Here is a 26,391-nt window from a genome sequence, read left to right as displayed (position 1 = left end):
GACCAGGGCGGCCGCGCAGCACTCGCGCAGCGGCACCCGGACCGGGCCGCCGGGCCGCAGCAGCTCCGCCACCCCGCACACCGGGGTCATCGCAGCACCCGCTCGCCGATCCGCTGCGCCCACTTCAGGCCGCAGCACTGAAGAACCAGCGCGCCGATCGCGCACGCGGCGCCACCGGGCGTGTGCAACAGGACGTCCATCGGGTCGCCACCCAGCACATATCCCGCCCCGATCCCGGCGAACGGCAGTACCGCGAGCAGCCCGGCGGTGACCTGTGCTCCGGCCGCCTGAGCACCCGCCTTCTTGGCGAGACGACCGGTCTCCCGGGCGTCCGACTCGATCCGCTCGAGCAGGTCGGCGGCCGGCGCACCGGTGTGTTCGGCGAGGCGCCACACCGCCACGGTCAGCCGCTGGATCCGCTCGTCCCCGGCCAGTCGTGCCTCACTCGCCGCGGTGTCCGCCACCACGGCCGCCGGGATGCCGGCTCGTAGGTCGGCGACCAGCGACGTCAGCTCGTCCAATGTGGTCATCCGGCGAGTCGTCGCCCGTTTCCGCTGGTCCAGGCGTTTCCATTCGTGAATGCCGAGGCCCGCGTAGGCGCCCGCCACGACGGCCGCGACCGGACCGCCGACGGATCCGGCTCCCAGCCCGGCGAGGACCGCGGCGCCGATGGCCGGCCGCCACACGGGCCCGGCCTGCACAGCGGTGAGCACGCGCCGGACCCCGGTGAGATCCAGCCGGGCGGATCGCCGCCCGGTCAGCCGGTCGCGCGCTCCGCCTTCCGGCCGGGCGACCAGGAACATCCCTGCCACCAGCGACGTCACGAGCAGCCAGGTCACGGCCGAAGCACCTCGGGGACCGTGATCCCCCGCTCGGTGAGCAGCCGGGCCAGCACCTCGGCACCCGGACCGGGCCCGCGGTCCCGCCGCCACGCCGGCACCACGGTGGCGAGCCGCTCCCGCCCCGACGGCACGAGCACGCTGATCGACTCCAGCATCCGCCCCGCACCGGTACGCCGGACGTGCAGCACCACCTGGAGCGCCGCCACCACTTGAGCGTGCAGCGCGGCGCGGGGCAGTCCACCGAGCAGCCCGAGCGCCTCGAGCCGGGCCGGCACGTCCCCGGGCGCGTTGGCGTGCAGTGTCCCGGCGCCGCCCTCGTGGCCGGTGTTGAGCGCGCCGAGCAGGTCGACGATCTCGGCGCCCCGGCACTCCCCGATGACGAGCCGGTCGGGCCGCATCCGCAGCGCCTGCCGGACCAGGTCGGTGAGCCCGATGGCACCGGCGCCCTCGACATTGGCGGTACGCGCTTGAAGCGCCACCACATGCGGATGCACCGGCCGCAGTTCGGCGGCGTCCTCGACGAGCACGATCCGCTCGGTGGACGGCACCAGCCCGAGCAGGGTGGCGAGCATCGTGGTCTTGCCACTGCCGGTGCCGCCGGTCACCAGGTACGCCAGCCGCCCCGCCACCACCGCCGTCAGCACCTCGGCGGCGGCCGGTTCGACGGCACCGTGCTGAACCAGGTCGGCGAGGCTGAACGGCCGTTGCCGAAAGGTCCGCAACGACAGGTACGGCCCGCTCGTTGCGACGGGCGGTAGCACGGCGTGCAGGCGGGTGCCGTCGGGCAGGCGCGCGTCCGCATACGGCTGGCCGTCGTCGAGCCGCCGCCCGCAGGCCGCGACCAGCCGCTGGGCGAGCCGTCGCACCTCGTCGCCGTCGCCGAAGCGGATCGCCGCACGTTCCAGCCCGGCGCCCCGGTCCACCCACACCTGCAGCCGGTTGACCAGCACATCGGTGACGGCGGGGTCGGCGAGCAGCGGTGCCAGCGGGCCGGCGCCGATCAGCTCGTCCCGCACCTGGCCGGCGAGCCGCAGCACGGCCGTGTCGCCGAGCACCGCGGTCTCCTGCCGGACGGCGTTCACCACGGCGGCCGGTGTCGCCTCGACCCCCTCGTACGCGAACCGTCTCCGCACCCGGTCGGTGACCCGCTCGTTCATGCCGCGGCCGCCTTCGGGCCCGTGGCCATCACTTCGCCGACGAGCCGCCGGCAGAGATCGGCGAGCGGTCCTTTGCCGTCCGCGGTCGGCGCTGTCCCGCGTTCGATGCCCTGGCAGACGCCGGGCTCGGGCCGCAACGTCCCGGCGAGCGGAAGGCCCAGCACGCGGGCGATGTCCCGCGCTCTCAGCCGGCCGGGCGCCGGACCGCGCACCACCACCGCGATGTCGTCGCAGTGGACCGCCACGGTGGCCGCGATCCGGGCCGCCGACGCGGTGGCCCGCAGCTCGGCCGGGACGACGAGCAGCGTGCGCTCGGCCGCCTGGAGCGCGAGGACGGCCGCGTCGTCGAGCTGCCGGGGCAGGTCGGCGACGATGACGTCGCGGCCGCGGCGGGCCGCGTCGAGGGCGGCCGCCATCGCCTCGACCGGCACTCCGGGCAGTTCGTCCCGGTCGAAGGAGAGCAGCACCAGATCACCGCGGTGCGGTAGGGCCCCGAGGAGGGTGGGCGGGTCGACCCGTCCGTCGGCGCCGGCCAGGGCGGGCCAGCGCATCCCGTCCACCTGTTCCCAGCCGAGGACCAGGTCGAGGCCGCCGCCCAACGGGTCGGCGTCGACCAGCAGGGTCCGATAGCCGGAGCGGACCGCGGTGGTGGCCAGCCCGGCCGCGAGGATGCTCGCCCCGGCGCCGCCGCGCCCGCCGATCACCGCGACGGTCCGCGAGGTCGCGGGCTGGTGGTCCCGCCCGGCGAACCGGTCGACCACCCAGGGCTCCGCCTCCGGCAGGACCGCCACGTTGTCGGCGCCGATCAGGTCGGCCACCGTGAAGGCCGGCTCGGCCGTGCCGGCGTGGCCGACCAGGATCAGCCGGGACCGCCGGGGCATCCGGGCTCGCAGGCAGGCGACGGCCTGGTCGGCGCCGACCAGCACGAGGGGCGCGCCGGTCCAGCGGGCGCGGGCGGCCGCCGGGTCGGGGGCGACCTCGACCTCGCTGCCACCGGCTGCGGCGAGGCGCAGCAGGTCGTCGAGCAGGTCCTGGTCGGCGGTCACGATGAGGGGACGGCGCGGAGCGGGCATCTGGTCTCCAGCGGGGCGGCGGGGGTTGGGCGCCCACCGTCGCCGGACCCGTACGGCCACGACAACCGCACCCCGCCTCGGCTGTGGATAACCGCAGGCCCTGTGGATAATCGCCACACGCGGCGGTGATCTGATAAGCGACAGGCATGCCCGAGGCCGGGTTGGGTATCTTTGGGTGCCACACGGACCGATGGAGCTGGCATGGACAACTCGATCCGGACGACGCGCGCCGATGACGGGTCGGTCATGGTCACGGTGCGGGGAGAGATCGACTTCTCGAACTCCGACGGAGTGGCCCAGGGCATTCACGACGCGGTCACCGAGTGGTCCCCCGCGATCATCCACGTGGATCTGCGCGATGCCACGTTCATCGACTCGACGGGCCTCGGCGCGCTGATCGAGGGCTACCGCACCGCCACGGGCAAGGGCGTGACCTTCAAGGTGATCAACCCGAGCGACACGTTCCGGAGGGTGCTGTCGGTGACCGGCCTCTCCGATTTCTTCGGCCTGATCGATGAGGACCGCGACGAGGAGCACAGCCAGGCGTCCGGGGTGTGAAAGGAACGACCCCCGTCGGGGGAGACGGGGGCCGCCCTGGGATTCGGCTCCGGGGGGGTCGAGCCGAATCACTCGGCGATCACGGGGGGCGCGATCGCCGAGGGTCGAGATCACCGGGTGCAACCACATCAACACAGAACCCGGAGGCAAACACAAGTTTGCCTCAGACTCTGTCCCCCGTCGAGTACCGATTGTGGCTCCGTGCGACGCTCCTGCCCGTCTGACCGTTCTCACGGCCTGTCACCGAGGGGCTCATCGCAGACGCGGGGCAGTCGTTGCGCACAGGTTGCGGCTACACTTTCGGCCCGTGGGCCTGAGCGCCGCGTTTTTCGACCTCGACAAGACCGTCATCGCCAAGTCCAGTGCTCTGGCCTTCGGACGGCCGTTCTATCGTGATGGGCTGATCAGCCGCCGTGACGTGGTGAAGACCGCCTATGCGCAGCTGATGTTCCGGCTCGGCGGCGGCACCGACGAGCAGTCGATGGCCCGCACCCGCGACTACATGGCGGCCCTCTGCAAGGGCTGGCGGGTCGAGCAGGTGCAGCAGATCGTCGCGGAGACCCTCAACGATCTGATCAATCCCTATGTCTACGCCGAGGCGGCCGCGCTGATCGCCGAGCATCAGGCGGCCGGCCGTGATGTCGTGCTGGTGTCCGCCTCCGGCGACGAGATGGTCCGCCCGATCGGCGCGCTGCTGGGCATCACCGATGTGATCGCCACCCGGATGGCCATCGTCGACGGGCGGTACAGCGGGGCCGTCGAGTTCTACTCCGCCGGCCCGGCCAAGGTCGTCGGCGTCAAGCGGCTGGCCGAGGAGCGGGGCTACGACCTCACCGAGTGTTACGCCTACTCGGATTCCAGCAGTGACCTGCCGTTGCTGGAGGCGGTCGGCCACCCGAGCGCCGTCAATCCGGATCGGGCCCTGCGCCGGGTCGCCGCCCTCCGGTCCTGGCCGGTTCTGGAGTTCCGCCACCCCGTACCCCTCGGTAGGCGCCTGCGTGACCGCCCGGCCGTGCCGGTCGCCGCGGCCTTGGGCGTCGGCGTCGGCGTGGCCATCGGCGTGGCGCTCTACGGCCGCCATCGCCGGACCCGCGCCGCGGTTGCCTGAACCCCATTTTCGGTACGCCTACCCGAACCCGCCGTGGAGGACCCGCGAGCATCTGCCACTCCAGACCGTGCCGCGCCCGCCGGGCATGAGTGGTGGGTCCAGTTGTCCCTCAGGGCTGCCTCAACCCCCAGCCGGCCGCCCCACCGCACGGCCGGCCAGGATCGGGCTGGCACTCGGGCTGCCTCAAGCGCACGGAGACAACCCCCACGGCCAGCCGGTGGCACAAAAGACCGGTGGCAGCCGGGACCATTGGGCTGAGTATTGCCCTTACTGCCTTCTTCTCGTCCGAAATCTGGTGATCAAGCGGCAAGCGGCGTAGAAATGACTCGCGGGCCCGGAATCATCGGGCACCGTGCACGGCCACCGGGAACCCACGCGCGATCAGCCACGGCAGGCACGTTGCGGCGGGACCTCCGCTCGGATGAGCGTCAGGACCGTCGACAACGACCCAGGTGCACGCTTGATAACCCGGTCTGGACGCGCATAGCCGGCGCCCCCGTGAGGGACGCCGGCTCTTCCTGTCTCAGGCCCCGCGACGCCGCGCCCGGCGCTCGCCTCAGAGTTCCGCCGCGGCCACCGGGCTCAGTGCTCGGCGGCGGCCCGGTGCCGGTTGCGGATCTCCTGGTAGACGGCGCGGAAGAGTTTGGGCCGGGTGTGGAAGTCGACGCCCTGGGCCCACAGTTCGGTGTTCACGGTGGCGCCGTCGTGCCGCTCGATCAGCACGGTCGTGTCGTTCTGTAGCTCCCACCGGCCGAGCTTGTGGGTGGACTGGTGCAGGTGCACGCCGGCGATCTCACGCCATCGCATGCTCCGCGACCGCAGCAGGCCGCGGATGAGCACGCCGTCGCTGCTCACGTAGACGCCGTGCTGGAGGATGCGCCAGGCGCCGATCACCCAGACCGCGGCGAGGGTGCAGGCGACCGCCCGCACCCCGTGCCCGATCAGGTCGAACTGGCGGATCGAGGCCCAGGTGAGCAGCGCCAGTGCGACGGCTTCCCAGACGATGACGAGCCAACGGCCGTTGCCCGGCGTGTACGGGCGGACCCAGTGCGAACCCACGGAAGAAAGTATGCCGCCGGTCAGACCGAGGCCAGTACACCGTCTCCGATGATGACGATTTCCTCGGCACCGGTTGTGATCGCCGCGGCGTAGTGGCGCAGCCAGGATCGGACCCCGTCGGTGGTGCCGGTGGCGTAGGCGCCGGCCGATCCCACGTACTCCGGCTCTCGGGATAGGTGACCCACCTCGGCCGTGACCAGGCCGCGGGGGTCGAAGCCCCGCCCGATCAGGGTGAGACGGGCGGCGGCCCGGGCCACGATGCCGGCCGGCCCGGCGAACGGGCGCAGGGTGATCAGCTCGGCGTGCACCACGGCGGCGAGCAGCATCGGTGGGGTGGTGTCGTTTCCGGCGATCAGCCCGGCGAGCGCGTCGATCCGCTCGGCGCCGGAGGTGAGGCGGCCGAGGTCGTGGTCGTGGACGACGCCCCGGGCGGCGAGCACGTGCAGTTTGGCCAGCACCTGCCGGGGTGCGCGGGGCCAGAGGTCGACCAGGCCGGGGAGCGCCTCGGCGACCCGGAGCGCGCCTTGGACGACCGGGTCGGTGACCGTGCCGCCGCGAACCTCCTCGAGGTCGTAGCGGCTGCCGTCGAGCGCCGCGCTGGCGACGGCGGCCCGGAGGCTGGCCTCCGCGGCGACCTGGCCGCCGTGTTTACGCAGAGCCCGGTGCCGGTGTGCGGCGTCGACGGCGTCGCGTGCGCTCGCGAAGGCGGGCCCCACGTCGGCGAGGTCGAGCAAGGGTGCAAGTGGATCCACCTGAACACGGTAACCGGTAAGGCGCCGGAAACATGGGGTGCACAAACGAGCGTGGAACTGGCAGGATTCGCGCAGTAGCGAGCATCTATTCGCCGGTCAGCGCGCGCACGACACCATCGGGCGCGGGCTGCGGCGCAAACCTTCGCGTGGCTCTCCAGCGCAACTAGTGTGCACGGAGAGAGACCCCGGTCACGGCAGAGGAGCCGCCCTCATGAGCGAGACACTGGAGAATCTGTACTCGGAGACGCGGCAGTTCCCGCCGCCCGCCGACCTCGCGGCGAACGCGAACGTCAAGGCCGACGCGTATGAGGCGGCCGCCGCCGACCGGCTCGCCTTCTGGGCGGAGCAGGCCGGACGGCTCACGTGGACGAAGCCGTGGGATCAGATCCTGGACTGGTCGAACCCGCCGTTCGCGAAGTGGTTCGTCGGCGGCGAACTGAACATCGCCTACAACTGCGTGGACCGGCATGTCGAGGCTGGCGACGGTGACAAGGTCGCGATCCACTGGGAGGGCGAGCCCGGCGACACCCGCACGGTCACGTACGCCGATCTGCTGAAGCTCGTCAGCCAGGCCGCCAACACGCTCACCGACCTGGGTGTGACCGCCGGCGACCGAGTGATGATCTACATGCCGATGATCCCGGAGGCCGTGGTCGCGATGCTGGCCTGCGCCCGGATCGGCGCCACGCACAGCGTGGTGTTCGGCGGTTTCTCGGTGGACGCGCTGGCCACCCGGATCGAGGACGCCGACGCCAAGGTGGTGATCACCGCCGACGGCGGCTACCGCCGGGGCAAGCCGTCCGCGCTGAAGCCGACCGTGGACGAGGCGGTGGCCCGGACCGGGCGCATCGAGCACGTGCTGGTGGTCCGCCGGACCGGCGAGGAGGTCGCCTGGACGGACAAGGACAAGTGGTGGCACGAGACGGTCGAGCAGGCCAGCCCGGAGCACAAGGCGCAGCCGTTCGACTCGGAGCACCCGCTCTTCATCCTCTACACGTCGGGCACCACCGGTAAGCCGAAGGGCATCCTGCACACCACCGGCGGCTACCTGACCCAGACGTCGTACACGCATCACGCGGTCTTCGATCTGAAGCCGGAGACCGACGTCTACTGGTGCACGGCTGACGTCGGCTGGGTGACCGGGCACTCGTACATCGTCTACGGTCCGCTCTCCAACGGCGCGACCCAGGTGATGTACGAGGGCACCCCGGACACCCCGGACCGCGGCCGGTTCTGGCAGATCGTCGACAGGTACAAGGTGTCGATCCTCTACACCGCACCGACCCTGATCCGCACCATGATGAAGTGGGGCGACGACATCCCCGCCGGGTACGACCTGTCGTCTCTGCGGGTCCTCGGCAGCGTCGGCGAGCCGATCAACCCGGAGGCGTGGATCTGGTACCGGCAGCACGTCGGCCGGGAGCGCGCCCCGATCGTGGACACCTGGTGGCAGACCGAGACCGGCGCCATCATGATCTCCCCGCTGCCCGGTGTGACGGCCGCGAAGCCGGGTTCGGCGATGACGGCCCTGCCGGGCATCAGCGCCGACGTGGTCGACGACGAGGCGCGGTCGGTGCCGGACGGTGGTGGCGGTTTCCTGGTGCTGCGTGACCCGTGGCCGTCGATGCTGCGCACGATCTGGGGCGACGACCAGCGGTTCCTGGACACGTACTGGTCGCGGTTCGGGGCCGGCTCGGGTTCCGGCTCCGCGTCCGGTGAGTGGATCTACTTCGCGGGCGATGGGGCGAAGAAGGACGAGGACGGCTCGCTCTGGCTGCTGGGCCGGGTCGACGACGTCATGCTGGTCTCCGGGCACAACATCTCCACCACCGAGGTGGAGTCGGCGCTGGTGTCGCATCCGGCGGTGGCCGAGGCCGCGGTGGTCGGTGCGACCGACGCGACCACCGGTCAGGCGATCGTCGCGTTCACCATCCCGCGTGGCAATGTGGACACCTCGGGCGATGCGGGCGAAGCGCTGATCAAGGACCTGCGCAACCACGTGGCCAAGACGCTCGGGCCGATCGCCAAGCCGCGTCAGATCATGCTCGTCGCGGAGCTGCCGAAGACCCGCTCCGGCAAGATCATGCGACGGCTGCTGCGTGACGTCGCGGAGAACCGGTCGCTCGGCGACGTGACCACGCTCCAGGACTCGACGGTGATGGACCTGATCTCCTCGGGCCTTCGAACCGCCAAGTCGGAGGACTGACGACAGCTCATAAAGGCTGGTAGCGCTCCTGCGCTACCAGCCTTTGTCGTTTATGCCAGTTTTCGTGATATGGCTGGACCATATCGAATAACCGTTGGTCATCAATATCCTCGACGTTCCCCGAACATCGGCTCGTTTGCATACGTTCACCTCAGTCCCGAACCCCCGGGGCCGTTGGACGCCGGATCCGCACCCCGGAGCCGGCTTCGAAGACGGAGGTAAACGTAGTGCGCAAGGTGGTCGCAGGACTGCTCGGCGCCGTGGTCGTGACCAGCGTCGGGGCGATGGCGCCGACGATGGCCGTGGCCGCGCCGCCAGTCGATCCAGCCCTGACGGTGTCGGCCGGCGAAGCCACACCGCACGACGACGACCTGCCGAACCCGCTCGAGGAGAAGCGCCGGTCGCTACGTGAGCAGGCGGTCAGCCAGGTTCTCAGCGGCGAGTCCGAGGTGGAGACCCGCCACGGCAGCAAGGTCGTCAACCTGGGCAGGTCGCACGGCCGGTTCGGCAAGAACCAGTACGTCGAACTGGGCCGCGAGCGGACCGACCGGATCTTCGTGATCCTGGCCGAGTTCGGCGACGAGCGGCACCCCGACTTCCCGGACAAGGACACCACGACCGCGTACGCGGGCCCGTCGACCTTCGAAGGGCCGCTGCACAACGTCATCCCGGCACCGGACCGCTCGGTGGACAACTCCACGATCTGGCGGTCCGACTACTCGCAGGAGTACTACCGGAACCTGTACTTCGGTAAGGGCGCGGGCGTCGAGTCGGTCAAGACCTACTTCGAGACCCAGTCCTCCGGGCGCTACAGCGTCGACGGCGAGGTCACCGACTGGGTGAAGGTCAAGTACAACGAGGCGCGGTACGGCCGGTCGCACGACAACCCGAACGACGCGAACGGCAACGACCCCGCGGTGTGCAGCGGCAGCAACTGCACGAACGTGTGGGAGCTGGTCAAGGACGCCGCCAACCAGTGGGTCGCCGACCAGAAGGCCGCCGGGAAGACCGACGCCGAGATCGCCGCCGACATGAAGCCGTTCGACCAGTACGACCGCTACGACTTCGACGGCGACGGTGACTTCAACGAGGCCGACGGCTACATCGACCACTTCCAGATCGTGCACTCCGGCGGCGACCAGGCCGACGGCGACCCCTACCAGGGTGAGGACGCGATCTGGAGTCACCGCTGGTACGCGTACAACAACGTGGCGGGCGGCCCGTCCTACAACCGGGCCGGTGGCACCCAGATCGGCGGCACCGGCATCTGGATCGGCGACTACACGATCCAGCCGGAGAACGGCGGCCTGAGCGTCTTCGTCCACGAGTACGGCCACGACCTGGGCCTGCCGGACGACTACGACACCAGCGGCGGGGGCGACAACAACAGCGAGCACTGGACGCTGATGGCGCAGAGCCGCCTGAGCGCCAAGAAGGATCAGGGCATCGGCACCCGGCCGGGCGACCTGGGCGCCTGGAACAAGCTGCAGCTCGGCTGGCTGAACTACGAGCTGGTCAAGGCCGGCACGAAGAAGGTCGTCCAGCTCGGCCCGGAGGAGTACAACACCAAGAAGAAACAGGCCCTGGTGGTGGAGCTCCCGGAGAAGCCGGTGACGTTCGATGCCGGAGCGCCGTACGCCGGGGAGAAGCAGTACTTCTCCGGCAACTCCGACGAGCTGAACAACACCATGACGCGGGAGATCGACCTCACCGGCAAGACCACCGCGAGCCTGTCGCTCAAGGGCCGGTACACGATCGAACTGGACTACGACTACCTGTACTTCGAGGCGTCGGCCGACGGCACCGACTGGACCCCGCTGTCCGGCACGGCGGCCGGTGTCCCGTTCACCGCGCTGACCGGTTACTCCGAGGGCAAGTGGGTCGACATCTCGGTGCCGCTGGACGCGTACGCCGGCAAGAAGATCTTCTTCCGGCTGCGTTACGCCACCGACACGGCGGTCTCCGAGGGCGGCTTCTACGGTGACGACCTCACCGTCACCGCCGACGGCGCGGCGATCCTCACCGACGGGGCCGAGACCGCCGGCGGCTGGACGCTCAACGGCTTCGAGGCGGTCGCCTCCACCTACCTCAAGTACTTCCCGAACTACTACATCGCCGGGTACCGCAGCTACACGTCCTACGACAGGTACCTGGAGACCGGGCCGTACAACTTCGGCTTCCTCAACACGAAGCCGGACTGGGTGGAGCACTACAACTACCAGCAGGGCCTGCTCATCTCGTACTGGGACACCTCGCAGGCGGACAACAACACCAACGAACACCCGGGTGAAGGTCGCAACCTGTACATCGACGCGCACCCGAAGCCGTTCCTGAACCCGAACGGGGTCCCGTGGCGGTCCCGGGTCCAGGTGTACGACGCCCCGTTCGGCTTCTACCCGACCGACGGTATGAAGCTGCACCTCAACGGCGTCGAGTCGGTGGTCAAGCCGCTGCCCGGCAACCCGGTCTTCAACGACAAGGACAAGTACTACTACGAGGAGCTGCCGAACCACGGCGTCAAGCTCCCCGCGGCCGGTGTGAAGATCGCGGTGCTGAGCCAGGCCGGCACGTCGATGACGGTCGCCGTCCTCTGATCTCACGGCAACACGCGGCGCCCGGGTCCAGCGGCCCGGGCGCCGTCCCACGTTCGGGAACCGATCGACCCGGCGTTTCGTCCTACCTTCGACACCGTACGCGGGAAGGATTCAGTCATGCGCGCACGTACCCCGTACCGGATCGGTTGGGCTTTGACGGCCGTGGCGATCGTCGCCGGTTGCGCCTCCTCCCCGTCTTCCGGCACTCAGCCGGCGTCCTCCCTGCCATCGGTCTCGCCGGATGTCTCCTCCGTTCCGGTCTCGCCCGAGCCGTCGGAGACGACGCCGGCGGCCCCGCCGGAAAAGCCACTGCCGACGATCACCACGACGGAGAAGCCGCCGAAGGAGCCGACCGATCAACAGCCGAACACCGGCTGGGTGGCCGGAATGGTCACTCGTGGGGGTAAAGGTCCGTGCTACGGCATGATCGCCGATGACGGTCAGCGGTACGCGCTCTACTCCACCGGGGGCATCGAGCTCGCCAAGGGCGACCGGATAAACGCGCACCTGGAGACCACCATGCTGCGCATCTACTGCGGTCCCGGCACTCTCATGGCGATGACCGAGGTCAAACAGATCAAATGATCACGGTGTGGTTCGATTTCGCCGCCGCTCGGCATCGTGCGCGACAGCGGCGCATAGGCTGACGGCATGGGCGGTCGGGTGGACGAGTCGTGCGTGCTGACCGAGGGACCGTGGAAGCACCGGTTCGTCGGTGCGAACGGCAGCCGGTTCCACGTCGCCGAGGTCGGCGCCGGCCCGCTCGTGCTCTTCCTGCACGGCTTCCCCGAGTTCTGGTGGGCCTGGCACGACATCATGATCCGCGTCGCGGACGCCGGCTTCCGGGCCGCCGCCATCGATCTGCGTGGTTACGGCGCGAGCGACAAACCACCCCGGGGGTACGACGGCTACACGATGGCCGCCGACGTCACCGGCCTGATCCGGGCCCTCGGCGAGCGGTCGGCGACGGTGGTCGGCGCGGGCGCGGGCGGCATGATCGGCTGGGCGGCGGCCTCGTTCCACCCGAAACTGGTCAACCGGCTCGTGGTGCTCGGTGCGGCGCATCCGCTGCGGTTGCGGGCCGCTCTCTTCGCCGACCCCCGCGGCCAGTTCGCCGCGTCGTCGCCCGTCCTGCGCTTTCAGGTGCCCCGCTTCGAACATGTGCTGACCCGCGACGACGCCGCCCTGGTCGGCGAGCTGATGTCCCAGTGGTCCAGCCCGCGATGGCGGGACACACCGGAGTTCACGGAGTACACGGCACGCTGCCGGGAGGCGATGCGGATCCCGCAGGCGTCGTTCTGCGCGCTGGAGGCGTACCGGTGGGTGGCCCGCAGCGCTCTGCGGCTCCAGGGATACCGCTTCGTGAAGCTCATGCAGCGCCCGTCGAGTGTCCCCACCCTGCAACTGCACGGTGAGGTGGACACCGCCGTGCTGCCCCGGACCGCACAGGGTTCGGGACGCTACGTGACCGCGCCGTACGAGTGGCGGCTGATTCCGGAGGCCGGGCACTTCCTTCATCAGGAAGCACCCGACGTGGTCACCGGCGAGATCCTGCGGTGGCTGAAGACCCCGGCCTGAGCAGCCCCTTACGGTCCTCTTAAATGATCATTAAGGAACCGGTCAAGTCCGCTTCGTGTCGCTTAATCTCACGGGCATTGCGGTGGTATCGCTCCCAGAGACATCACTGACCGTAGCCGATTGCGCCCGGCCGGCGCTGACCAACACCCGTCCCCACAGATCTGCCGGCAACCCCCGAACGACCCCCGCCGGCTCAGATCTCCGAGTGCCGGCTCCGGCACTCGGCAGACCGCCGCCGCTTCCCACCCCCCACCCGGAAGCGGCGGCCGGTCCCCACCGTCCGAACCGAACCCCGGCGGCCATTTCCCCTTCTCTCCTCGCGGTCGCCGGAGAACCGGAACGGACAAAGGGCTCCCCGCCACCAGGCGGGGAGCCCTTCTCCTGCTTGTCGTCAGCGCCTCAGATGCGGTGCTCGTAACGGTCACGGACCTCGTTGACCGGGGCCCAGCCCTGGTAGACGCCGTAGTCGAACTCCTCGAGACCCAGACGGCGGGCCACCGGGGCACGACCGCCGGTGTACTCCAGTCGCAGCCAGTTGTCCGCCTCGGCCAGGACGACGAACGGCTCACCCCGCCACGTGCAGAGGGTCCGGACGTACGACATCTCGTCATACTCCTCCGGCTCCAGGACCCGGACGTAACGACCCGGCTTGACCTCCTCGAAGCCGTCCGCCGGGGTGGTGCTGTAGATCCGGACCCGGTCGCCGTCCGGAGCCGCGTCATACTCCTGGCCCTGCCAGCTGACCACGTAGCCGTCGCGCATCACTGCTCACCCACCCGGCGCCACAGCGGGCCGTCCGCGTCGAAGATCGCCATCATCCGCTCGTTGCCGTCCGCGTCGATGCTCCACAACTGCGCGCCGTGCGGCAGCCGGACGCTGTCCACCTTGAATTCGGCGATGACGTCACGGCCCTCACCGGGCGCGAACCCGTTGCCGCGGAACGGGGGACGCTCGATCACCCAGCCGTCCATCGCGCGCAGAGCCTGCTCGTTCTGTCCGCCGTACGGAATCCGGTAGAGACTCGGCCGGTACGCCGGCCAGCGCAACACGAACGCCTCCTCGGCGCCCGGCTGGAACGGGGACGCGTCGTAATACAGCCCGAGAGCGCTGAACAGCTCCCCCGGCGTCCGCAGATGCTCGACCTCGGACGCCCGGTGCACGAAACCGGCCACCCGGTCGTAGCCGCGGTCCAGGTAGTAGTCGACCTGTTCAGCCGAAATGGTCTTCTGCATGACGGTGGCCTGCTGCGCCTCATCGCTGGCGGGCTCCGGAGCGGGCACCGGATCGGCCAGAGCCTCGGAGACCGGGCCCTCCACGGGCTCGGAACCGAGACCGGCCTCGGTGGCCCAGTTCGCCAGCGCGATGATCTGGGCGCCCGGGTACTTGGCCCCGACCGGCGTGCCCGGGTTCACCGCGAACGACCAGGCCGGATCCGGCCAGTTACGGATCAGCTCGTAGAACCGGACCCCGACCGTGCGGGTCGGCTCGCCGAAGTGCTCCGACAGCCGGTCCTTGCTGGTGAAGACGATCAGGTAACGCTCGCCCTCCACCTCCTCCGGCAGGAAGGCGAAACCCGACTCGCCGGGCGCGCTCCCCGGGCGGGAATGGCTGGCGACCGGCACCAGGACCTTGGCGAGCAGCAGCGTCGACAGGAACACGTCGTTGTTGCCGGTGTCCGCGGCGTCCTGCAACTCGCGCTCGACGTCGTTCGCCGGAACGAACTCGGCGGCGGCCGGACCGCGCGCGCCCGTCGCCGAACCCGTGACACCCATGTTGGTGGCGCCCGGCGGGGTGTAGCCGACCGTCGAGACGGGCAGCACCTGCGTCGCGAAGGCCTGCGTGGCGTAGGCGGAGGCCGGGCTGCCCTGAGGCGGCAGACCGTAGGCGACCGGGCCGGGAACCGACGGGGCGGGCGGTCCGGAGACCGTCGCCGGGTAGCCGCCGGCCGGAACCGCGGAACCTTGACCCATCCGGTCGAATCCCGCTGGCGCCGGAGGCGAGTAGGCCCGGTCGATGCCGGGAGAACCGGGGATCACCGGCGGCATCAGATTCGTCTTTGTCGTGGCCGCGGGATGCTCGCCGGGAACGGACGGCGCGGGCGTGATGGAGGGCGCCGGGCCCGAGGGTCCGAAGCGGTCCGCGGCCGGCGGCGGTGCCGCCCTGTCCCAGGGGCCCGGGACGGGCGGCTCGGTCACCGGGGTACGGCTCGCGCCGAGCGCCTGCGCGGCGGCTGCCATCGAGGCCGGGCGCTCGGACGGGGGCGTGACCTGGCGGCGCGGCAGTCCACCGGGCCCACCGAGAGCGGGAGAAGCGGGCTCCGGCGCCGACGGGCTGACCGGGCGCGCACCGAAGGCCCCGGGCGCCGACGGGCTGATCGGCTGGGCGCTCTCGGCGGAGCCTGCCGGACCGAACCCGGGTGTCGCCGAGTCCCGGCCGGCCCCGGGCATCCCCGGCCCGTAGCCACTCGCATCCGGGCCGAACCCGGAACCGGACGCCGCGGGACCGAACCCAGGCCGGGAGCCTGCCGGACCGGCGCCGGAAACGGATGAGACGGGACCCGCCCCGGAGCCGGGCGGACTGGAGACCGACCCGGCACTTGCCGGGCCGAACCCGGAAGCACCCTGCCCGTAGCCCGAAGCGCCCGAGCCCGGGCCGAAGCCGGGTGCGGGCGAACCCGGAACGGGCGAGCCCGACGGACCTGGGCCGAAGCCGGAGCCGCCCGAGCCGGAGGAGTCCGGGCCGAAGCCCCGAGCGGATGCACCCGAATCAGGAACGGCTCCGGCGGAGCCGGTGCCAGGGCCGGGTGCCGGTGATCCCGGGACCGGGCCGGTGGGCGCGGACGGGCCGAAGCCGGCCGCCGGGGCGGGGCCACCGGCAGGCGGGGCCGGGCGAAGTGGAGGCGGTGTGGAAGCGGGCGGGGCGGACGCCGGCCGCCCGGCATTACTCACATTCTTCGCGGAGGGGACGAATCCAGCCATGCTCGACATGGAACCGCCACCAGCCGACTGGCCGGGCTGACGCCGTGGAAGCGCGGGACCCCCGAGCGGGGCACCTGACGAGGGGGCACTGAGCGGGGCGCCCGCGGGCGGCCCGCTGTTCGGCGGTGCGCTCGCGGGAAGGGCGCTGCCGGACGGCCGCGTGCCGGTGTTCTCGGCCCAGCTCGGATTGATCTGCGCCTCGGCCGGGTCATACGGCGCGACGTGCTCGGGCACCGGTGGCGTGTTGGCCATCGGGGTGCGCACCGGCAACGGCGCGTTCAGATCCTGCAGTGGCCCGCGAGGGTCCTCGGCGGGGCTGAACGGCATCCCTGGCCGCTCCCACCCGGGCGTGGCCATGCCCGCCCCGGTGCCGCCCCGGCCCGAAGCCGGAACGCCGGAGGCGGGAACCGCCGACGCCGGCGCGAGACCGGGCGGAACGGAACGGGGGCCTGCCGGGCTCTGCGGCACCGCGCCGGGAACCGGGGGCACCGGATAGGCCGCGGGTGCGGGCGGAGCCGGGTAGGCGGCCGGAGATCGGTGGTCCGCGGGAGCCGAAGGCTGATAGCCGGGCGGAACGGGCGGAGTCTGATAGGCCGGTGAGGCAGCCGGCGGCGTGCCGGCGGGACTGCGTACCGGCAGGCCGCTGGGCGCGGTACCACTGGGTGTGCGCACCGGGAGGCCACCGGGCCCGACCGGCGGCTGGGCCGGCGGGGGCGGCTGTGCGCCTCCGATGGTGCCCACCGGCGGAATCGGGGCCACCGCGGGCGCCACCGGAACCGGGGCGGGAGCCGGCGCCGGGTCATATGTCGGCCCACCGGCCGCGTTCTCCCCGGCCCGGCTCGCCGCCAGCGCTGCCGCGCCGATCTCCTGGATCTTCGAGGTGGTGTGCGCCTCCCGCCCGGGACCCCGGGTGGGCAGCCGCAGATCACCACGGGCGAGCTGGGCCACGAACCAGGCCGGCAGGTATCCCTCGATCGGCAGGCCGGGGTTGACCGCCAGCCACCATTCGAGGTTGGGCCAGGTGTTGGCCAACTCGGAATACGGCACCCGCCGCGCCGAGCCGGTGTAGTCGGCGAGGCAGGCACGCAACGAGGCGTTCGACGTGAACGCCAGCACGTGGGTGCGCCCTCCGGTGCTCCACGTGCCCCAGCCGAGCGGGGCCAGGCCGGCCAGCACGTCGGCGGAGACCGGTAACAGGAGGTCGACCCCGGCGAGAATACGGAAGTAGGACTCCTGGTCATCGGTGCGCAACGCATCGCGCATCGCGACCTCGGCGTCCGTAGCCGGTTCCCACTCGGACACGTCCACCCTCTCCCCACGCGTGCCAACGAGCCAACTCAACGCGTATAACCTACAAGGTCAGGCCACAATCACAATGGGCGGCGGCATGCTGACAGGCAGGTCGCAACATCGACACGCCGGGGACGAGACGACCCAGGCCTCACGAGCGCCGCTCGATCGCTTGCCGCGATCGGCCGACAACCGATGGTAACCGCGAGAGCGGGGCAGACCATTACGCGAATGGGCGACCCCGACAGCTCACTGGAACCGCTGGGTCGCCGCCCGCTCGGTGTCGAGGTAGTCGTTGCACGACTGGTCCACGGCGCCCCGGATCTGCCGCAGGATGTTCGACAGGTCCTCGGAGGCCTGCCGCCACCGGGCCTGGCGCTCCGCATAGGCCTCCTGGGCCGAACCCTCCCAGGTCTGGACCAGTGGGCCCGCGTCGCGCTCGAGCTGGTCGAGGTTCGACCGCAACGTGTTCAGCGCCTTCTCGATGTCGGCGCCGGCCTGCTGAAGCGCGCCGAAGTTGACGAGCAGAAGACCGTCATTCATGGGTTTCCTCCGATCGATCAGAGCGGCAGAGTGAACGTGCCGCCGGTCTGGCTGACCCGGGACGCGGCCTCACTGTCGGCGGCGTCGTAACTGGTGCCGGACGAGCGGATCGCCTCGGCGGTCTCGGCGAGCGCGTTGTTGAGACTCTTCAGATCCGCCGCGTACTGCGACTTGACCTGCTCGAACGCGTTCGCGCCCATACCCTTCCACGCACCGCTGAGAACCGACAACTCGGACATCAGTGTGCTCAGCATGCTTTGCAGTGCGGTGTTCGTCTCGTCGAACTTGGTGGCGGTACTCGCCATCACCGCGGCTTCGGCTTGCGTCTGCGCCATCGGACGTCACTCCTCCCGTTATGAATCCGACTTGGACCAACGCTTCATCGACGTGGGCCACTAGGCTAGCCGCCCGCGGCCTGGACCGGGGCCCGCCGTGAACGACATCCGCGACGACGTTAGCCGCCCGGAGCGAGACACGGCAGTCCTGGTTACGAACCTGTGGACAACTACGTGATCGTTTCAGGGCCTGTGGACGAGCCCCGAACCGGACATCGCGCTGCCCTACGATATGGGCCGCGCATGAACGACGGAGAGGGGCGGGTCGTGAGCACCGATGTCGCGGTCCCCGTGACCGAGTCCCTGGTTCGCCCCCGGCGGCGTGGCCACCGGCTCGGCGCGGGCCCGGAGCAGATCGTGGTCACCCAGGTCGCGGCGGTGCTGCTGCTGGCCGGCTTCGCCGCCGGCGGGGTGGCGATGGTGCCCGCCGTGGCCGCCGCGGCCGCTCTGCTGGCGCTGACCTGGCTGCGTCTTCGTGGCCGGTGGGCGTTCGAGTGGCTGGGCGTCGCGATGCGGTTCGCGAGCCGCCGCCGGAGCGCCCCGATCGACAGCACCACCGCGCTGCTGGCCTATGCGGCGCCCCGGGTCCGCCCGGCGACGCTGGACCTGCCGGGCGAGCCGGCCGCGGCCCTGGCCGACGACGCCGGCCTCACCGTCATGATCGAGCTCGGTGACCCGGCCGACGAGGCGTCGCCGATCCCGTCCTTCGCGACAGTGCTCCAGGCCACCGGGCGGGACGGGGTTGCCAGCAAGGATCAGCCGGTCGTGCGGGTGCAACTGGTGCTGAGCGCGGTCTCTGCGCCGACCGCCGGGTCCGGCACCGGCCCGCCGCAGAGCTCGTACCGGACTCTTGCCGAGGGCAGCTCGCTCGGCCACCTGCGTGCGGTGCTCGCGCTGCGCGTCTCACGGGCCGGCGGCTGGTCCGAGGAGGAGCTGCATCGCGGTCTGGCCGGCGTCACCCGCCGGGTGACCCGCCGCCTCGGCGCGAGCCGGGCCAGGCCGCTGGGTGAGGTGGCTGCCCTACGTGCGATCGCCGACCTGGCGAACACCGACGCTTCCGGCGGTCCCGGCCCGGCCCAGGAGAGCTGGACCGGGTTGCGGCTCGGCGGCCTGCTCCAGGCGACGTTCCGCTGCCGGCCGCCGGCCGGCCACGACCTGTCCGGCGCGCTGATCACCCGCATCCTGCACCTGCCCGCCGCGGCGACCACGGTGTCGTTGACGGCGACCGCCCTGCTGGTCCGACTCGCCGCTCCGGACGCCCCGAGTCTGGAGGCCGCCGGCCGGGCGCTGCGCACCCTGCTGGCGGCCGAGCGGATCAGGCTCCGCAGGTGGGACGGCGCGCACCTGCCGGGTCTGGCCGCGACGTTGCCGTTCGGCGGGCCGGCGCCGGACGGACCGGCGTTCGGTGTTCCGGAGGTGCCGATCAGCCCGGCCGGGCTGATGGTCGGGCGCAACCGGCACGGCGGCCCGGTGCTGGTCCGGCTGTTCCGTCCGGAGCCGACCAGGGCCCTGCTCGTGGGCGGTCTGGGTGGGGCGCAGATACTCGCGTTCCGGGCCATGGCGACCGGTGCCCGGGTGCAGGTCCGCACGACTCGACCACACAGCTGGGAGCCGTTCGCCCGGGGCGCGGCCGTGCCCGGCGAGTCGATCACGATTCTTTCGCCCGGCAGTCCGTTCGAGGCGCCGGCCGGATCGGTGCGGCATCCGGTGCTCACCATCCTCGACACCGGCGCGACGACGGCCGGCCGGGAGCCGTCCCGGGAAGGCGGCTGGCAGACGACGCTGGTGTTCCGGGACGAGTTCGGAGCGGCGGACGTGCCGCACGCCACCGAGGCCGACGTGGTGGTGCTCCAGCCGATGCTCCCGGCCGAAGCGACCCTGCTCGGCAGCGCGCTCGGGCTCGGTGACACCACGCCGTACCTCACCCGGATGCGGGCCGACATGATCGCGGTGGTGAACCGGCGGGCGGTCCGCTGGGCCACCCTCTCGCAGACGCCCATCGAGCAGTCCCTGATCGGACCACCGGCACGGTATCAACCTGCCGGGTGACACCCCTCGGGCATGGATCTCGAAAAGATCGCGAGTTGCCGTATCCACAGGTGGATCACGCATGGCACGATCGCACGCCATGGGCATCCTCATTCGGCTGGTGATCACCGCCGTTTCGCTGTGGATCGCGACCCTGGTGATCGACGGCATTCAGCTGACGGCCGATACCGCCGCGGCCAAGGCGGGCACGCTTCTCGCCGTCGCGGTGATCTTCGGCCTGATCAACGCGATTCTGCGGCCGATCATCAAGACCATCGGCTGCGGGCTGTACGTTCTCACGCTCGGTCTGGTCGCGATCATCGTCAACGGTCTGCTGCTTCTGCTCACCAGTTGGGTCGCCGGCCGTCTCGACCTGGGCTTCCACGTCGACGGGGTGGTCGCCGCGATCCTCGGCGCGCTGCTGGTCGGTGTCGTGAGCTGGGCGCTGAACATGCTCGTCCCGGACGGCGACGACTGATCGCGGTCTCCGCCCACGAGCGCCGGACCGGCCTCGTGACCTGGTTCATATGCAAGGACCGCTGAGTCCCCCCGCCCTTACCGTGGGGGGATGAGCGACGAGCGGCGCGGATATCTGTACGGGCTCACGGCGTACGTGATATGGGGTTTCTTCCCCATCTACTTCAAGCTGCTCCGCCCGTCCCCGCCGCTGGAGATCCTGGCCCACCGGGTGCTGTGGTCGGTCGTCTTCGTGGCGCTGCTGCTCACCGTGATGCGGAACTGGCGTTTCCTGGGCCGCCTGCTGCGGACCCCGCGCCTGCTCGGCGGGATCGCCCTGGCCTCGGTGCTGATCGGCGTCAACTGGGGCACCTACATCTACGGCGTCAACTCGTCGCGGGTCGTGGAGACGGCGCTCGGCTACTTCATCACACCGCTGCTGGTCATCCTGCTGGGCGTGACCGTGCTGCGGGAGCGGCTCCGGGCCCTGCAGTGGGTGGCGGTGGGGATCGGTGTCCTGGCGGTGGCCATCCTGACCGTGGACTACGGGCGGCTGCCGTACATCGCGCTCACCCTGGCCGCGTCGTTCGGCTGCTACGGCCTGATCAAGAAGCGGATGTCGCTGCCGCCCGCGGAGGGCCTGTTCGTCGAGTCGGCCGTTCTGGCGTTGCCCGCGCTGGCTTTCCTCACCTGGCTCAACCTGTCCGGGGAGGCGGAGTTCGGGCACGTGTCGGCTCTGCACACGGTGCTGATGCTGTTCGCGGGGGTGGCGACCGCGGTGCCGCTGCTGCTGTTCGCGGCGGCGGCGAACCGGGTGCCGCTGGTCGGTCTCGGCATTCTTCAATATGTGGCGCCGATCCTGCAGCTCGCGGTCGGCCTGCTGATCTACCACGAACCGATGCCGCCGGCCCGGCTCGCCGGATTCGGCCTGGTCTGGCTGGCTCTGATGATCTTCACGGCGGACGGCATCCGCGGCGCCCGGGCCACGGCCCGGAACCGCGCGGCAGCCGTCCGCGAGGCTGCGACCCTGCCGGCCCGGCCGTAACGATCAGCAAAGACGGCCCGGCGGGCAACGGTCAGCGAGGCGGCTCGTACGCCAGCATCACCTTGCCGTCGTAGCGGACCAGCTCCAATCGCGACAGACTCCCGTGCGCGAAGTGCGTGGCGGCCGGCAGCAGGAACTCCGCTCCCGGCTGCGCCAGCCACGACCCCAGCTGCTCGGTCTGCTCGTCCGGCCCGTACGCGATGAGCCGGAACGTGTAGGGCTTGGCCGTCTTGCTGTAGGAGCACTCCATCTCCACCCGGCTCCCACTGGGCGTGCTGGTGATCCGTACCGTGGCGGTGATCGGCGTGAGGTCGTCGACCGGCGTCATGGCGATGGCCGGCCCGGGTGGCGGCGCGGTGGGTGAGGAGTCCCGCAGCCCCCAGAAGGCGAGCCCGCCCCCGATCATCAGCACGAGCACGAGTGCCACAGCGGTGCTGAGGAGCCGCCGGGTAAGTGCCCGTACCCGGGGTTCCGGACGCGGCGCGGGGCGGGCCGGCGCCGACAGGCTGGGGTCCAGCAGGCGGGCGAAGTCTTCCGCGTCCAGCCGGTCGAGCATGTCCGGAACCTGGGCGAGGCCGGCCACCGCTTCCCGGCAGAACGAGCATGTCGCCAGGTGGCGTTCATACGCGGCACGTTCGATCGGCGACAGGGCGCCGAGGACGTAGGCGGCGTCGTCGTGCCCGTCCTCGCATCGCATCCGTACCGCCTCCCACCGGGTTGCTGTTCCCGGTTTGTGGTACGCGGCATCGGGCGTGAAGGTTCAACGAAGCCTTAAACCCCCACCTCAAGCCGTGGCGGCCCGAATCCGGAGAGCGATCACCCGTTCAGGCGGTTGCGGACTCGCCCCCGGACAGGGCTTCGGCCACGTTGCGGGCGGCGGCGGTGAGTTTGGCCCGCACCACACGGGCCGAGGTGAGCATCTCGGCGGCGGGCATCGAGCAGGCGAGCACGAGGCGGCGCTCCATGTCCCGGTCGGCGACCACGACGACGGCGGCGGATGCCAGACCTTGCCGGAACTGACCCATCTCGATCTGCATGCCGCGTCGCTCACCGGCGGCCAGATCGGCTTCCAGTGCCTCGGGTGTGGTGAGGGTGGCCGGGGTGAAGGCCCGCATCCCATAGTCGCGCAGGTAGCGGGACCGCTGGTCGGGGGTGAGCGTGGCGAGGAGCGCCTTGCCGAGTGCGGTGGCGTGGCCGCCCTCGTCGAAGCCGGGTGCCACCTCGTCCATGAACGGGGACCGGGCGCCTTCGGCGGACGCGGTGACGGCTATCCGTCCGCCGACGAACCGGCCGAGGTAGTGGCTGTATCCACTGTCGACGGCGGCCCGGCGCAGCGCTTCACCGACGGCGGGCGGGCCGCGGAAGGCGGAGACCAGCTCCCGATATCGATCAGCGATCTCGAGGCCGACGATGTAGGTGCCGTCCTCACGGCGGATCACGTAGCCCTCGTAGGCCAGTGTCCGCACGAGGTGATAGGTCGTCGCGACGGTCAGCTCGCACCTGCGGGCGATCTGCTTCACGGTCAGCCCTCGTGGAGCCCGCCCCACCGACTCCAGCACACGCAGGGCACGCGAAACGCTCCGGATGAGATCTGACGGCTCCGCTAGGGGGTCACGCACAGCTACCTCCGAAACCAGGGACTTACACCATATGAAGAAACGTCCGTCGACGGAATGCCAAATGCGTGTGGATCACGATCGATCTTCACAGCGGGTGTGATCAATGGGACTGTCCGCATCCGGACGACCCCGGTACGGCATTAATACGAGAGGCCGGATACGCCCGTCTCGAACCGCTTCCACCAGCAAAAAAGCCGGCGCCGCACGAGGCGGCGCCGGCTTTGCAGCGAAGAATGGAGATCAACCGGTACGGTCGGCGATGAAGTCGCAGAGGGACTCCATGGTCCGCTTCGGCTCGCCGTCGGGCAGCGGAGCCAGCCGCGCCCGGGCCTCCTCGGCGTAGCTGCGGACCGTTTCCCGCGCCCGTTTCATCGCCGCCGACTCCCGCAGCAGGGTCAGCGCCTCCGCGTGCAGCGCCTCGTCGGTGATCGGGCCGGCAGCCAGCAGCTCGCGCAGCCGGACCGCCGACGCGTCGGTGTCGTCACCGGCCATTGCATACAGCACCGGAAGGGTCGGGATGCCCTCACGCAGGTCGGTGCCGGGCGTCTTGCCGGACTGCACCGACTCGCTGGCGATGTCGAGCAGGTCGTCGGAGAGCTGGAAGGCGATCCCGATCGAATCGCCGTACCCGGCGAGAGCCTCCACGAACTCCGGCCGGGCACCGGAGAACAGGCCACCGAACCGGGCCGAGGTGGAGATGAGCGACGCCGTCTTCTCGGTGATCACATAGAGGTAGTGCTCGATCGGGTCGGTGCCCCGCGGCCCCACCGTCTCGGCGATCTGGCCGTGCACCAGGCGGGCGAACGTCCGCGCCTGGAGGTGCACCGCCTCGGTGCCGAGGCTCGCCGCCAGATCGGCGGCCTGCGCGAAGAGGTAGTCGCCGACCAGAATGGCCACCGAGTTGTCCCAGCGCGCGTTGGCGCTGGGCGCGCTGCGGCGCACGGCCGCCTCGTCCATCACGTCGTCGTGGTAGAGCGTCGCGAGATGGGTCAACTCGACCACGTTGGCCGCGTCGACGATCTGCGGCGCCGTCGGGTCGCCGAACTGCGCCCCGAGAGCGACGAGCAACGGCCGGAACCGCTTGCCGCCCGCGTCGGCCAGATGCCGGGCCGCCTCGGCCACCAACGGGTCGGCGCTTGACACATGGGCTCGGAGCGCCTCCTCCACAGCGGCCAGAGTCGCCGACACCGACTCGTCCATTGCGGGATCGACGTCGAGGCCCAGCGATGACAACACCATTTCGCGAGGGCTCAGATCACCGGTGCTCACCACGCTTTCACGATGCCATACCCGCTATCCGGTTTCTGTCCCAGGGTGGCACGCGACAAGATCAAAAATCCGACAGCCGGGGTACGGGCGACGAAGCCCCACCGACACGGCGCCGATCGCCCGGCACGCGTGGCAGGACTCGGCCGGTCCAGGTAGGCCTGCGAGCACGGCCACCGTGGCACGGGCCGGCCCCTGCGGAGTGCTCCAGAGCGCCGCTGAGCCCCGTGTGGACCTCTTCCGCCGGCCGGATGCCGTACGGCGTACCCGAATCTGTGCGGGGTGTTCCAGAGCCCTGGAGGTGCAGCGCCGCCCGGCCGAAGACGAGAGCCCCGGCCGACGGCCGGGGCTCTCGGGTGCTGATCGGTTTCAGCGGACGAACTGTGACGCTTCCCGGGTCAGATCGATCAGCGGAGCGGGCACCACGCCCAGCGCCACCGTCACGATCACGCCGATCCCCAGCACCGCCGAGGTGAGGAAACCCGGGATCGACACGGCCGGCGTCGACTCGCCCGGCTCGGACAGCCACATCAGCACGACGACCCGCAGGTACGGGAACGCCAGCAGCATGCTGGTGATCACACCGAAGATGACGAGCCAGGACTGCCCACCCTCGACGGCCGCCCCGAAGACCGCGAACTTGCTGGTGAAGCCGCTGGTCAGCGGAATGCCCGCGAAGGTGAGCAGGATGAAGGTGAAGACACCGGCCAGCAGTGGGCTCTTCCGGCCGATGCCGGCCCACCGGGACAGGTGGGTGGCCTCGCCGTCCGCGTCACGCACCAGGCTGATGATCGCGAACGCCGCGAGCACCGAGAACCCGTACGCCACGAGGTAGAACATCGTGCCGCTGAGGCCCTCCTCGTTGAGCGCGAGCACACCCACCATCAGGTAGCCGGCGTTGGCGATCGACGAGTACGCCAGGAGCCGCTTCAGGTCGGTCTGGGTGACCGCCAGGATCGCGCCGACGAACATGGTGAGCACCGCGATCGCCCCGAGGATCGGCTGGAAGTTCCAGCGCACCCCCTCGAACGCGACGTAGAGGATCCGCAGCAGGGCACCGAACGCGGCGACCTTGGTGCAGGCCGCCATGAAGGCGGTGACCGGCGTCGGCGCGCCCTGGTAGACGTCCGGCGTCCACACGTGGAACGGGGCCAGCGCCGCCTTGAAGAGCAGGCCGATCGACACCATCGCCAGGCCCACGTAGAGCAGCACCTCGCTGCGCTGCGGGTTGGCGACCGCCTCGTGCACCACGTCGAGCTGGATGCCGCCCGCGTAGCCGTAGACGAAGGCCACCCCGAACAGGAAGAACGCCGAGGCGTACGAGCCGAGCAGGAAGTACTTGAGCGCGGCCTCCTGACTGAGCAGGCGCCGCCGGCGGGCGAGCGCGCACAGCAGGTAGAGCGGCAGCGAGAAGACCTCCAGCGCCACGAACATGGTGAGCAGGTCGTTCGCCGAGACGAACAGGAGCATGCCGCCGAGTGCGAAGACGGTCAGCGGGTACACCTCGGTGGCGCCGGGGCGGCCACCGGCCTGCTGCATGTCCTTCTGCGAACCGACGGTGATTGCGGCCTGCGAGACGAACGCCCCGCCCTTCTCGATCGAGCGCTCACCGATCAGCATCAGCGACACGCCGCCGAGCACCAGGATCGAGCCCTGAAGGAACAGGGTCGGCCCGTCGACGGCGACCGCGCCGCCGATGGTGACGATCCGGGTGCCGCGCTCCACGATCACGGCGACCAGGGCCGCGACCACGGCGACGAGCGCCAGGCCCAGCTGTACGCCGTTCCGCACCCGCTGCGGGACGAGCACCTCGACGAGGACACCGGCACACGCCGCCCCGAAGAGGATCAGCATGGGCAGCAGTGCCCCGTAGTCGATCGGGGGCAGTTGTAGGGGTTCCATGG

Annotated in this window: 22 protein-coding genes; 9 read left to right on the top strand and 13 right to left on the bottom strand. The window is 70.8% G+C overall.

Annotated elements, in window-relative coordinates; genetic code table 11:
* Window positions 1-86: 86 nt before the first annotated feature.
* From AB0I88_RS07150 to ssd, 3 genes are read right to left on the bottom strand one after another with little or no spacing between them, the layout of a single operon-like run.
* Window positions 87-839: a hypothetical protein gene (locus AB0I88_RS07150; protein ID WP_361019557.1), complete on the bottom strand. Its 753-nt coding sequence runs from the start codon at window positions 837-839 to the stop codon at window positions 87-89.
* Window positions 836-1,999 (bottom strand): TadA family conjugal transfer-associated ATPase, encoded by a 1,164-nt coding sequence (locus tag AB0I88_RS07145; protein WP_361019554.1) that lies wholly within the window; start codon window positions 1,997-1,999, stop codon window positions 836-838. Before AB0I88_RS07145 ends, AB0I88_RS07150 begins: the two co-directional genes overlap by 4 nt.
* Window positions 1,996-3,045, bottom strand: a complete 1,050-nt coding sequence (gene ssd, locus AB0I88_RS07140; protein WP_361019934.1) for a septum site-determining protein Ssd — start codon at window positions 3,043-3,045, stop codon at window positions 1,996-1,998. The genes AB0I88_RS07145 and ssd overlap by 4 nt, the downstream gene beginning before the upstream one ends.
* Before the next feature lie 228 nt (window positions 3,046-3,273).
* Between ssd and AB0I88_RS07135 the strand changes: the two genes are divergently transcribed.
* Window positions 3,274-3,630, top strand: a complete 357-nt coding sequence (locus tag AB0I88_RS07135) for an STAS domain-containing protein (RefSeq protein ID WP_361019551.1) — start codon at window positions 3,274-3,276, stop codon at window positions 3,628-3,630.
* A gap of 307 nt (window positions 3,631-3,937) precedes the next feature.
* On the top strand, window positions 3,938-4,738 hold the full coding sequence (locus tag AB0I88_RS07130; protein WP_361019548.1) for an HAD-IB family hydrolase: 801 nt from the start codon (window positions 3,938-3,940) through the stop codon (window positions 4,736-4,738).
* Between the two features lie 582 nt (window positions 4,739-5,320).
* Here AB0I88_RS07130 and AB0I88_RS07125 read toward each other — a convergent pair.
* Together AB0I88_RS07125 and AB0I88_RS07120 are read right to left on the bottom strand one after the other, a co-directional pair.
* On the bottom strand, window positions 5,321-5,797 hold the full coding sequence (locus AB0I88_RS07125) for a PH domain-containing protein (protein ID WP_361019546.1): 477 nt from the start codon (window positions 5,795-5,797) through the stop codon (window positions 5,321-5,323).
* Window positions 5,798-5,817: 20 nt separating this feature from the next.
* Window positions 5,818-6,549 (bottom strand): oxidoreductase, encoded by a 732-nt coding sequence (locus tag AB0I88_RS07120; RefSeq protein WP_361019545.1) that lies wholly within the window; start codon window positions 6,547-6,549, stop codon window positions 5,818-5,820.
* Window positions 6,550-6,760: 211 nt separating this feature from the next.
* Between AB0I88_RS07120 and acs the strand changes: the two genes are divergently transcribed.
* The 4 genes from acs (at window position 6,761) to AB0I88_RS07100 (ending at window position 12,927) form a co-directional block, all read left to right on the top strand.
* On the top strand, window positions 6,761-8,755 hold the full coding sequence (acs, locus tag AB0I88_RS07115; protein WP_361019542.1) for an acetate--CoA ligase: 1,995 nt from the start codon (window positions 6,761-6,763) through the stop codon (window positions 8,753-8,755).
* A 227-nt stretch (window positions 8,756-8,982) separates the two neighbouring features.
* Entirely contained in the window at window positions 8,983-11,349 is a 2,367-nt protein-coding gene (locus AB0I88_RS07110; protein WP_361019539.1) for an immune inhibitor A domain-containing protein, read from the top strand.
* Between the two features lie 117 nt (window positions 11,350-11,466).
* Window positions 11,467-11,934, top strand: coding sequence for a hypothetical protein (locus AB0I88_RS07105; protein ID WP_361019536.1), 468 nt, complete (start codon window positions 11,467-11,469; stop codon window positions 11,932-11,934).
* Between the two features lie 66 nt (window positions 11,935-12,000).
* Window positions 12,001-12,927, top strand: a complete 927-nt coding sequence (locus tag AB0I88_RS07100) for an alpha/beta hydrolase (RefSeq protein ID WP_361019533.1) — start codon at window positions 12,001-12,003, stop codon at window positions 12,925-12,927.
* Window positions 12,928-13,326: 399 nt separating this feature from the next.
* Here AB0I88_RS07100 and AB0I88_RS07095 read toward each other — a convergent pair whose 3' ends face one another.
* The 4 genes from AB0I88_RS07095 to AB0I88_RS07080 all read right to left on the bottom strand — a co-directional run bounded on the left by AB0I88_RS07095 (window position 13,327) and on the right by AB0I88_RS07080 (window position 18,073).
* The gene (locus AB0I88_RS07095) at window positions 13,327-13,692 is read right to left on the bottom strand and encodes a hypothetical protein (RefSeq protein ID WP_361019530.1); all 366 of its coding nucleotides are present in this window, start codon (window positions 13,690-13,692) and stop codon (window positions 13,327-13,329) included.
* Window positions 13,689-17,207 (bottom strand): SseB family protein, encoded by a 3,519-nt coding sequence (locus AB0I88_RS07090; protein ID WP_361019932.1) that lies wholly within the window; start codon window positions 17,205-17,207, stop codon window positions 13,689-13,691. Before AB0I88_RS07090 ends, AB0I88_RS07095 begins: the two co-directional genes overlap by 4 nt.
* 237 nt (window positions 17,208-17,444) lie before the next feature.
* Window positions 17,445-17,738: a WXG100 family type VII secretion target gene (locus AB0I88_RS07085; protein ID WP_361019527.1), complete on the bottom strand. Its 294-nt coding sequence runs from the start codon at window positions 17,736-17,738 to the stop codon at window positions 17,445-17,447.
* A gap of 17 nt (window positions 17,739-17,755) precedes the next feature.
* A complete protein-coding gene (locus tag AB0I88_RS07080) occupies window positions 17,756-18,073 on the bottom strand; it encodes a WXG100 family type VII secretion target (protein WP_361019524.1) in 318 nt (105 codons plus the stop codon).
* Window positions 18,074-18,340: 267 nt separating this feature from the next.
* On the opposite strand from AB0I88_RS07080, the gene AB0I88_RS07075 reads away from it, so the two are divergent.
* The 3 genes from AB0I88_RS07075 (at window position 18,341) to rarD (ending at window position 21,602) form a co-directional block, all read left to right on the top strand.
* Window positions 18,341-20,122: a type VII secretion protein EccE gene (locus AB0I88_RS07075; protein ID WP_361019521.1), complete on the top strand. Its 1,782-nt coding sequence runs from the start codon at window positions 18,341-18,343 to the stop codon at window positions 20,120-20,122.
* A 79-nt stretch (window positions 20,123-20,201) separates the two neighbouring features.
* Window positions 20,202-20,579, top strand: a complete 378-nt coding sequence (locus AB0I88_RS07070; protein WP_361019930.1) for a phage holin family protein — start codon at window positions 20,202-20,204, stop codon at window positions 20,577-20,579.
* Between the two features lie 90 nt (window positions 20,580-20,669).
* The gene (rarD, locus tag AB0I88_RS07065) at window positions 20,670-21,602 is read left to right on the top strand and encodes an EamA family transporter RarD (RefSeq protein ID WP_361019518.1); all 933 of its coding nucleotides are present in this window, start codon (window positions 20,670-20,672) and stop codon (window positions 21,600-21,602) included.
* Window positions 21,603-21,633: 31 nt separating this feature from the next.
* Here rarD and AB0I88_RS07060 read toward each other — a convergent pair whose 3' ends face one another.
* The 4 genes from AB0I88_RS07060 to nuoN all read right to left on the bottom strand — a co-directional run bounded on the left by AB0I88_RS07060 (window position 21,634) and on the right by nuoN (window position 26,389).
* A complete protein-coding gene (locus tag AB0I88_RS07060; protein ID WP_361019515.1) occupies window positions 21,634-22,299 on the bottom strand; it encodes a zf-HC2 domain-containing protein in 666 nt (221 codons plus the stop codon).
* Window positions 22,300-22,426: 127 nt separating this feature from the next.
* Complete coding sequence (locus tag AB0I88_RS07055) at window positions 22,427-23,221, bottom strand: IclR family transcriptional regulator C-terminal domain-containing protein (protein ID WP_361019512.1); 795 nt, start codon at window positions 23,219-23,221, stop codon at window positions 22,427-22,429.
* A 240-nt stretch (window positions 23,222-23,461) separates the two neighbouring features.
* Window positions 23,462-24,460: a polyprenyl synthetase family protein gene (locus AB0I88_RS07050; protein WP_361019928.1), complete on the bottom strand. Its 999-nt coding sequence runs from the start codon at window positions 24,458-24,460 to the stop codon at window positions 23,462-23,464.
* A gap of 396 nt (window positions 24,461-24,856) precedes the next feature.
* Window positions 24,857-26,389 (bottom strand): NADH-quinone oxidoreductase subunit NuoN, encoded by a 1,533-nt coding sequence (nuoN, locus tag AB0I88_RS07045; RefSeq protein ID WP_361019509.1) that lies wholly within the window; start codon window positions 26,387-26,389, stop codon window positions 24,857-24,859.
* Between the last annotated feature and the right edge of the window lie 2 nt (window positions 26,390-26,391).

This window comes from Actinoplanes sp. NPDC049802, from assembly GCF_040656595.1.
GTDB lineage: Bacteria > Actinomycetota > Actinomycetes > Mycobacteriales > Micromonosporaceae > Actinoplanes.
The sequence above is the reverse complement of the archived record's forward strand: the minus strand, read 5'-3'. Positions and strand labels throughout refer to the sequence as shown.

What these genes read in the sequence shown, in the direction of transcription:
- AB0I88_RS07145 (WP_361019554.1), bottom strand. Translation starts at nt 1,999, where the DNA reads ATGAACGAGCGGGTCACCGACCGGGTGCGGAGACGGTTCGCGTACGAG.
- AB0I88_RS07135 (WP_361019551.1), top strand. Translation starts at nt 3,274, where the DNA reads ATGGACAACTCGATCCGGACGACGCGCGCCGATGACGGGTCGGTCATG.
- acs (WP_361019542.1), top strand. Translation starts at nt 6,761, where the DNA reads ATGAGCGAGACACTGGAGAATCTGTACTCGGAGACGCGGCAGTTCCCG.
- AB0I88_RS07105 (WP_361019536.1), top strand. Translation starts at nt 11,467, where the DNA reads ATGCGCGCACGTACCCCGTACCGGATCGGTTGGGCTTTGACGGCCGTG.
- AB0I88_RS07100 (WP_361019533.1), top strand. Translation starts at nt 12,001, where the DNA reads ATGGGCGGTCGGGTGGACGAGTCGTGCGTGCTGACCGAGGGACCGTGG.
- AB0I88_RS07085 (WP_361019527.1), bottom strand. Translation starts at nt 17,738, where the DNA reads ATGAATGACGGTCTTCTGCTCGTCAACTTCGGCGCGCTTCAGCAGGCC.
- AB0I88_RS07080 (WP_361019524.1), bottom strand. Translation starts at nt 18,073, where the DNA reads ATGGCGCAGACGCAAGCCGAAGCCGCGGTGATGGCGAGTACCGCCACC.
- AB0I88_RS07070 (WP_361019930.1), top strand. Translation starts at nt 20,202, where the DNA reads ATGGGCATCCTCATTCGGCTGGTGATCACCGCCGTTTCGCTGTGGATC.
- rarD (WP_361019518.1), top strand. Translation starts at nt 20,670, where the DNA reads ATGAGCGACGAGCGGCGCGGATATCTGTACGGGCTCACGGCGTACGTG.
- AB0I88_RS07060 (WP_361019515.1), bottom strand. Translation starts at nt 22,299, where the DNA reads ATGCGATGCGAGGACGGGCACGACGACGCCGCCTACGTCCTCGGCGCC.
- AB0I88_RS07050 (WP_361019928.1), bottom strand. Translation starts at nt 24,460, where the DNA reads ATGGTGTTGTCATCGCTGGGCCTCGACGTCGATCCCGCAATGGACGAG.
- nuoN (WP_361019509.1), bottom strand. Translation starts at nt 26,389, where the DNA reads ATGGAACCCCTACAACTGCCCCCGATCGACTACGGGGCACTGCTGCCC.